Raw genomic sequence first — 8,089 nt, forward strand, 5'->3', positions numbered from 1 at the left:
GCTATGTTCCTATTTTTCAATAAATTATATTTATTCTTATATCGAACTCACGTTATTTAGAAAATAGATTGTCTTTTATAAAAAATAAAAATTTGTCATATTTACCTACTTTGATATAATGAATCGTTTATAAGAATTTTATTGTTGGATTTCTAGTTAAAATCGATAAAGTATTATGTTTTAATTGTTTTGTGCCATACTTCTTTTAAGTACATTCTTATAAATAAGAACAGAAGATAGGCTATTTTTAGGAGTATTTTATTGTATTTAATTAATTATCTTTGATAAAAATAATTTATATAAGCGCTATTGAGGGGGAGCAATAGAATCGTGTGTAGAGTTCTTTCATTTTGAGTTTAATGATAGTAATTCAAACTGTGTAGAGATGTAGCTGTATGGAATAGCTTTTTGTATTGTGTGGTTTTTAAGTGTGTGATATAATAAGAGGAAATTTGTTAGCCGTATTTATGTTTATTTATAATAAGAATGCTTATGAATAGATTGTTTCTTTTATTTATTTTGTGGATTAGTTTTGTGAATGTGCATGCTTCTATCAGTGGGGATAGTGTGAAGCCTTTTGTTGGTAAATGGGGATATTGGAAGGGGGATTGTTATTATGAGTTGGAGTTAAGTTTGTATGACATTCCTGTAAGTGGAAATTATGGAATGTATAGTGATTTTTGTGGAGATACTTCGGTGGAGTTTCCTGTTGTGGATGTCATTTCTATACAAAATAATGTGGCGAGTGTCATAGTTGAAACTTATAATGGGAAAAGTAAGGCTTTGTTGGAGTGTGACCCTATTTCTAAAAAGATTTCTTTAAAGATTTCAGGTTTTGCGCCACTTGTATTTAATCATCAGGATAAGTTTGGTTTTGTATGTATCAGGGGAGGTGACAAGGTCAATGTGCGTGCTGTTCCAGTGTCAGGTACTCCGTTGTTAAAAGCTGATCGTGGTCAGAGTTTCAAGTTTTTAGGAAAAGAACAAGGCTGGTTTAAAGTGGAGCTCTCTGAATTAGACAGGCGTGTAGGGTATATTTCTCCGGAATATGGTTTTTATCTTAAAGAGAATGATATACCAGAAGATGCGTTGTCCAAAAGCTATTCTAATGGACCGGTTTCTATTGAATTTAGTAAAAAAGGCAATCAAGTGATGATGCTTAAGACGACTATGCGTCCGTTAAAAGACGGTAGCTTCTTACCTGCTTTAGTTGAAAATTATTTAGGAAGAAAGGAAGGAAATGCATTAATATTTACTTATTTCCAATCTGGATATATTATGGAGTTGAACGTGGAGGAGATGTCAAAAATAGATCCTTATGTAATTTATTACCAGAAAGATCCTGGAATGTTTATTATGGAAGGTAAGAATTATTCCGTAGTTGATGAATTTTGAAGAATTTTCTGTGAATTAATATTGTGAAACTAATAGTTGAAATTATAGAATAATCATATTGTTAGAATTGTACACAGTTATAGAGGCAATATTGGTATAATAAATTTTAATATAAAGGGTATGAAATCGATTATATATTCTTCATCTTTTGCAAAAATATGTGTGATGATAATAGCATTGTGCTTGTTTTCGTTGTCATATTCTCAAGAAATTGATACTGGATTATATAAAGTGGATGTAAATACGAGTTTAGTCGTACGTGAAGCTCCGTCATCTCAGGCCCCAAAAATAGGCTCAGTAAAGAAAGGAGACTTGTTAGAGGTACAATCATGTGTGGACGGTTGGGCTGAAATAAAATATGATGGCCAGAAAGGATATGTTAGTGCTCGTTATCTTGTAGCCTGTACTCCTTCGGGTGAGTGTATAATTCCAGGTATCAATGATAACTTGTTTGATTCTCAGGTGTATATGTTTTTGTATAAAAAAATGCCTTTCGTAATTTTGGGATTAGGTATATTGTTGCTGCTGCTGGCTCGTACTCCATTAAGTGGTGTGTTGTTAGTGTTGATGGGAGTTTCTGAATTGTTGTTTGTGGCGGGGTGTATGGCTCCTGGTCACTCTTCTATGGTTTGGTTTGGAGATCCTGGTGAAGTTGGCTGGCTTTATGCTATATTAGGCTTTGCTTTACTGATAGGTGTATTAGGATTTCAATTCGCAGCTTTTCGTGGGCTTATGTCTGAAGTGTTTTCCGGATGTTTGTGGAGTTTGTTAGGGTATCCATTGATGCTTGTGCTGGGATTATCTATTGCTTCATTGATGCTGAGTCTTAAATTATGGTTTATTGTTCTGGGAGGAATCGGTCTTTTGTGGTTGATTGTGGCAATGAAAAATCGACTTGGAATCGTGGAAGCACTTCGTCCAACTTTGTTACTCTCATTGACATGTGGTGGTTTTCTAGCTATGGTTTGGGAATCTGCTGGGCTTCTGATTGGAGGATTCTTGATATTGTTATTAATAGGTGCAGTAGCAAATGGAGGAGATCATGCTTCTACACGTAAAGTTTCGCAGAATTTATCTCAAGTTCCTTCCTCAGGAATATCGCAAGAGACAGCAGGAGGGGATAGAGTGATATATGATGATAGTGGGCGTCCTACATTTTTGTCACGTAATCCGACTACGGGAGAGTGGCAAGATGAAGAAGGACATTTCTGGGAAGTAGAGGATAATGGTTATTCTCGTCGATTATGATTTTCTATAGTAGAATACTTTTTCATTTACATTGATATTTTGAGAACAGGTATGATTAATAGTAGGTAAGGGTAAAATTGGGTTATTTGTTAATTTGTTATTTTCAGATAGATTATGCTTGTTTTGTGCTGAGATTGGTTTCCTAAGCTTTATTCGCAAGAAAATAAGGAGAAAAAGAAGTTTTCCACGGAGGAAATCACGGTTTTCAGTGTTGTGCGTTCTTGTTAAAAGTTCTTCCTTTGTATGAAAAAGAAGATTCGCTATATATCTGAAAAAGACTGATGCGGTGGCTTTGAAGCCCTATAAAGGGGGGATTCCGATAAATAGGAATGTGAAATAGGTTATTTATGGGAATTTTGTTTTGCATTTAATCGCTTATTTTTGGAAAAAATAATCATTGAAGGAATAGATTTTAGTGGGTAACTAAAACATGAAAAACTATGAAAACAATTTTTAAGTCCTTATGCGGAGTCGGAGCTTTATTATTCATGTCAGCCTGCTCTTCCAATACTCCTTCGGCTGTAGTGGAAAAAGCCTTGGATTGTACACTGGCTGGAGACTACAAGGGGTATGTAGATTTGATGCAGTTGACAGATGATGAGGATCCTCAGGCAGAAGAAAAAGCCCGAAAAGACTTGGCTGATCTGATTGAAAAACAGGTTGCCAAGCAGAGTGATAAAGAAAAGTTAGTAAGCTATGAAATTTTGAAGGAAGAACTCAGTAAGACGGGGACTTACGCAAGAGTGACCTTCAAGGAGGTCTATAAGTCGGGAGAAGAGAATGAGACCTCTATCTATTTAGTGAAAGACAAGGAAGGGCAATGGGAAATCATGTTCTGGGGAACTGACAGACTGATGGATGAATAATGACTTTACACGCATGATGGACGAAGAATCCGTATTACAATATCGGGGAGTTGTAATGCGGATTCTTTTTTTATGCCAGTTTATGCCGGGAACCAGAAATGTATCACGGTTCCGTGCTGTTCTTTTGATGTGATTTCACAGCCTCCCTGCAATTGCGCACAGCGTTCCTGAATGTTTTTGAGGCCCAGTCCGGAGGATTCTTTTGCCGGATGTGTGGTAGAGAATCCTTTTCCATCGTCTTCGATGATGAGGTTTACCTTTCCGGATTCATAGCTTGCAGTGACATAAGCATTTTTTGCATCGGCATGTTTTATCAGGTTGGATGCGATTTCCTGAAGGATACGATATACCTGTTGGATATGTTCGGGAGGCAATGAAAGCTGTTTGATGCTTTCTTCTATATAACATTCTGTGTGGATGTTCTTTAAGGACTTCAGTTTGTCGGTATAGAGCATCAGCACCTGATACAAGCTGAAATTATTGAAGACTGGCGTTGCCAATTGATGGGAAAGGCTACGCAATTCTTCTCTGACCTGATAGAGCTGGGTGCTCAAGGACAAGGTTCCCGTTTGCTGCATCTTTATTTCTATGGAGAGCAAATCATTGCATACGCCGTCGTGCAGTTCCTTGGAAATACGGTTGTTGCTGTCTTCCAGTCCGCAGATGTATTGTTCTGTCATTTTCTTGTGCATATCGGTGAGCAGAAGTTGGCTTTGCATTTCCTTTTCCTTAATCTCCTTTTGAAGTTTCAACTGCTTCAGGTTGAAGGCTATTTTTCTTTTATGCATGCTGATGGTCAGGATGACAAGTAGCAGGACCATCACAATGAGGATACCTCCGATGGTATAGGTGCGTGCCAGATAGGCGGCTCTGTCTGCGGCCCGTTTTTCATTGATGCCGGCAATCTGTAAGTCTTTTTCTTTGAGGTCCAGTTCGGCTTCGAATCCAGACAAACGGTTGTGGAAGTATTGGTCGTTCAATTTTTCATTGGCTTTGTAAGCTTCGAGCACAAGCTGGTAGGACAGCTGGTTTTCGTGTCTTTTAGCTTCAATTTCGGCTAAGGTAAGCAATGCTTTGGGTAACAGGCCGGAAGGATATTTCCGGGCAAATTCTACAGCTTTCATGACATGATGGCGTGCCTGGGCCAAGGAGTCCGTATCATGAAACAGCATGTAGCCATACAGGTACTCCAGGTTGGCGATATTTGCTTGGTTGGAGGTAGTTGCTTTGCAGCTCATGGCTTTTTGAAAATACTGGAGGGCTTGGGAAGTCTTGCCTAAATCTCTCAATACCCGGCCGTATTGCGTATAGGCCAGGAGTTTGAGGCCGTCGGGCATTTCCGGCTGAAGCTCCCGATTTGCCAGTTTGAGGGTGTCCAGGGCGTTGCCAAGCAAATTGTTGTTGGCCAGCAGGATGGCATGGTTGCACAATTTGTTGACTTGTGCGATGCGGTAGTCCAAAGTTTGTGTATCGGTCTGTGGATAAGTAAACATTTTGCGTGAAACCTGTATGGCTTCCTCATTTTTTCCTACTTCATTGTAGAGAATGGAGATATTGGACACAATGATGGCTGCCAGGTTGTAGTTTTTCAGGCTTTCGGTAAGGACAAGCGCTTTTTCATACAATGAGATGGCATTGTCGAACATGAAAAGTCGGCGGTGTATGACTCCTGACAGATTGTAGGCTTCAGCCAGGTTTACGGAATCTTTCAGCTGTTCCAGCAATTTGATTGCCTCGGCAGCCGTATTTCTGGCTTCCGGCAACTGGTTGTTCTGCCATTGTCCGTAGGCAATCTCGTACGTGGAGATTGCTTTAATTCCTTGTAGGTGAATATACAGTGAGTCCTTTTCCGATAAATTTTCTGTAGCTGAGGCTTTTTCCCGAGTTTGGGTGAGCAGGCCGTATGCTTTTGCATAATCTCCCTTCTGATTGAGGAAGCGGGCATAATCCAGGTCGTTATTCAGTGCATAAAGTTTATCTTCCCTGTAATGCTTTTCACGGGTGATAAGTTTGTATACGGAATCCATCTTTGCATACTCCCCGTTATCGCCAAATGAATGCAGCAAGTCGGTCAGATGTTCGTGCTTGTCGCTGGCATTTAGTTGTACGCTCAGGCAAAGGAAAACTAAAAATAGAATGTGTTTCATATCGCAATCCAACCTTTTAGAAAAGCAATTCGCATGAGATGGGATACATTGGTAGCTCCACTTTTCAACAAGATGTTTTTTCTCATCGTGTCGATGGTGTTCTTGCTGAGATTGAGTTGATGGGCAATATCATCGGAAGTCAGTCCGTTAGACAACATCTGTATGATTTCATGTTCACGCGGACTGGGAATGTAATTGACCAGCTTGGCAGCCGACTGGTCGCCAACGATGGAAAGCACGATGTGCAGTGCGGTCGGTGAATAATATTTGCTGTTTTCCTCCAGTATGCGTTCAATGGCTTTCTCTATTTCGTCTATCTTATCGTTTTTGGTGACGATGCCTGCTACTTCCGCCTTGGTCAGCAGTTTGATAATCCAGAACTCGGTGTGCATGGTATAAATCAGCACAGGGATTTGGAGTGCTTTCTGCCGCAGGTAGGACAGGATTTCCAAGGCTGTGTGCCCTTGGATTTCATAGTCTATGATTAGCAAATCAGGGGTGTCATGACTCAAGTAGTTGTACAGTTCAGAATGATGCTGGCCGGTAGTTATCTGATAGTTGTGGTTGTTTGCCAGCAGTTGGCTGAGCCCTTCAGTGACAATCGGGTGGTCATCTAAAATGTATAGATTCTTCATGGGAAGCGTAATTTTAGTTTTTCTGCTTTTCTACAAAGATGGAAATTTTTCTTACGTTATGCAAGTGTAAGTGGGGAAAAGAGGCGCTGACTGCGCAGAATTGGTATGAACAGCCAGCGCAGGTAAATATTGGAGTTTCGAACTTTGGGGAGAGAATCATTGTATGTTAATCCGTTGATTTTTTTCTTGGCTATTGGGGGAGAATGTGTTATATTCGCACAGTCTAAATGCTAATGAAAAAAATGAAAACGCATCATAAACAGACTTGTTTGCTACTCTGGTGCAGTATCCAAAGTAATAAACGGTAGACCGGATGAACCGTGTTTTGAAAGTAAATGACAATTAAAATAAATAGCAGGATGAAAAGATTAGCATTATTGTGGGCTGAGTTTGACTTTTGTCTGCTATTGAAAAGTTGCATTGATTTATTAGAATGAGATTACATTGTATTTTTAACCTAAATTTTTACGAAAAATGACTTCAAACAACAAAACTATGATTCCTTTGGCATTTATTGGAATAATGTTCTTTGCCATCGGTTTTGCATTGGGAATTAACTCTTTACTGGTGCCTGTACTTCAAAGTTCACTGCAGATATCCAATGCCGCTTCTTACCTGATTATTGCAGCTACCTTTATTCCTTTTCTGTTGTTCGGCTATCCCGCCGGACTTACCATCAAGGCGATAGGATATAAGAAAACCATGTCTGTATCCTTTTTTATATTTGCAGTTGCGTTTTATCTTTTTATTCTGTCGGCAAATGGAGGCAGTTTTACCTTGTTCCTTTTGGCTTCATTCGTGAGTGGGGCAGGCAATGCCTATCTGCAGGCTTCAGTAAATCCATATATCACTATCCTTGGTCCGTTGGAAAGTGCGGCCAAACGTATCAGCATTATGGGTATTTGTAACAAGCTTGCCTGGCCGATACCGTCCATATTCATCGTATGGCTCATTGGAAAAGATGTAAACCAGATTGGCATTTCCGACCTTGAATATCCTTTTATTATTATCATCTTGGCATTTGTCATTCTTGGTATCATGGCATTCTTTGCTCCCCTGCCGGAAGTAAAGGCAGAAGGTGAAGATGCTCCGGCAGACAATGCGGCTGACGAATCAAACAGCTCGGGAAAAACATCCGTATTCCAGTTCCCACATTTATTGTTGGGGTGTGTAGCATTGTTCCTTTATGTAGGTGTAGAAACTGTATCGTTGGGTACACTGGTTGATTATGCCAATTCGATTGGACTGGCAAATGCAGCCAACTATGCATGGATAGCCCCCATAGGAATTGTGATAGGTTATATATGTGGTATCATATTCATACCGCGCTATATCAGTCAGGCTACCGCATTGAAGATATGCTCTATCATCGCAATTATCGGTTCCGTACTTGTGGTTGTCACTCCTTCTGACATCTCTATCTATTTCGTGTCTTTAATGGCTTTGGGTTGTTCACTGATGTGGCCTGCACTGTGGCCTTTGGCAATTGCTGATCTCGGTCGATTCACGAAAACAGGTTCATCACTTCTTATTATGGCTATGTTCGGTGGTGCAGTTATACCGACGGTGTATGGTTGGTTGAAAGATGCATGTGGGCCACAACAGGCATACTGGTTGTGCTTACCCTGTTTCCTGTTTATTTTATATTATGGAATGTACGGTTGTAAGATACGTAAGTGAGAATAAGGAGGGTGTGTCAAAATGATGCATCCTCTTTTTCGTTATATAATCATCGTTTTGCCATTTTTCATAGAGTATGATTTATGTTTTTCCTATGTCCATGCCTTTTGGTGGTATA

General features: G+C 39.7%; 6 protein-coding genes. 4 read left to right on the top strand and 2 right to left on the bottom strand.

Features of this window, described 5'->3' with window-relative positions; translation table 11 throughout:
* The first annotated feature begins 492 nt into the window (after positions 1-492).
* The 3 genes from RDP42_RS12290 to RDP42_RS12300 all read left to right on the top strand — a co-directional run bounded on the left by RDP42_RS12290 (position 493) and on the right by RDP42_RS12300 (position 3,509).
* Positions 493-1,395: a hypothetical protein gene (locus RDP42_RS12290; RefSeq protein ID WP_308763922.1), complete on the top strand. Its 903-nt coding sequence runs from the start codon at positions 493-495 to the stop codon at positions 1,393-1,395.
* Between the two features lie 120 nt (positions 1,396-1,515).
* Positions 1,516-2,643, top strand: coding sequence for an SH3 domain-containing protein (locus RDP42_RS12295; protein ID WP_308763923.1), 1,128 nt, complete (start codon positions 1,516-1,518; stop codon positions 2,641-2,643).
* Positions 2,644-3,083: 440 nt separating this feature from the next.
* Positions 3,084-3,509, top strand: a complete 426-nt coding sequence (locus RDP42_RS12300) for a DUF4878 domain-containing protein (protein WP_308763924.1) — start codon at positions 3,084-3,086, stop codon at positions 3,507-3,509.
* Between the two features lie 80 nt (positions 3,510-3,589).
* Here the strand turns inward: RDP42_RS12300 and RDP42_RS12305 are convergent, their stop codons facing one another.
* The gene (locus RDP42_RS12305; RefSeq protein ID WP_308763925.1) at positions 3,590-5,656 is read right to left on the bottom strand and encodes an ATP-binding protein; all 2,067 of its coding nucleotides are present in this window, start codon (positions 5,654-5,656) and stop codon (positions 3,590-3,592) included.
* Entirely contained in the window at positions 5,653-6,291 is a 639-nt protein-coding gene (locus RDP42_RS12310) for a response regulator transcription factor (RefSeq protein WP_308763926.1), read from the bottom strand. Before RDP42_RS12310 ends, RDP42_RS12305 begins: the two co-directional genes overlap by 4 nt.
* A gap of 474 nt (positions 6,292-6,765) precedes the next feature.
* On the opposite strand from RDP42_RS12310, the gene gluP reads away from it, so the two are divergent.
* Positions 6,766-7,971 (top strand): glucose/galactose MFS transporter, encoded by a 1,206-nt coding sequence (gene gluP / locus RDP42_RS12315; protein ID WP_303916151.1) that lies wholly within the window; start codon positions 6,766-6,768, stop codon positions 7,969-7,971.
* Positions 7,972-8,089 lie beyond the last annotated feature (118 nt).

The organism is uncultured Bacteroides sp., assembly GCF_902472605.1.
In the GTDB taxonomy this organism is placed as follows: Bacteria; Bacteroidota; Bacteroidia; order Bacteroidales; family Bacteroidaceae; genus Phocaeicola.

Coding starts and splice junctions, on each gene's coding strand:
- RDP42_RS12305 (WP_308763925.1), bottom strand. CDS start 5,656: ATGAAACACATTCTATTTTTAGTTTTCCTTTGCCTGAGCGTACAACTA.
- RDP42_RS12290 (WP_308763922.1), top strand. CDS start 493: ATGAATAGATTGTTTCTTTTATTTATTTTGTGGATTAGTTTTGTGAAT.
- RDP42_RS12295 (WP_308763923.1), top strand. CDS start 1,516: ATGAAATCGATTATATATTCTTCATCTTTTGCAAAAATATGTGTGATG.
- gluP (WP_303916151.1), top strand. CDS start 6,766: ATGACTTCAAACAACAAAACTATGATTCCTTTGGCATTTATTGGAATA.
- RDP42_RS12310 (WP_308763926.1), bottom strand. CDS start 6,291: ATGAAGAATCTATACATTTTAGATGACCACCCGATTGTCACTGAAGGG.
- RDP42_RS12300 (WP_308763924.1), top strand. CDS start 3,084: ATGAAAACAATTTTTAAGTCCTTATGCGGAGTCGGAGCTTTATTATTC.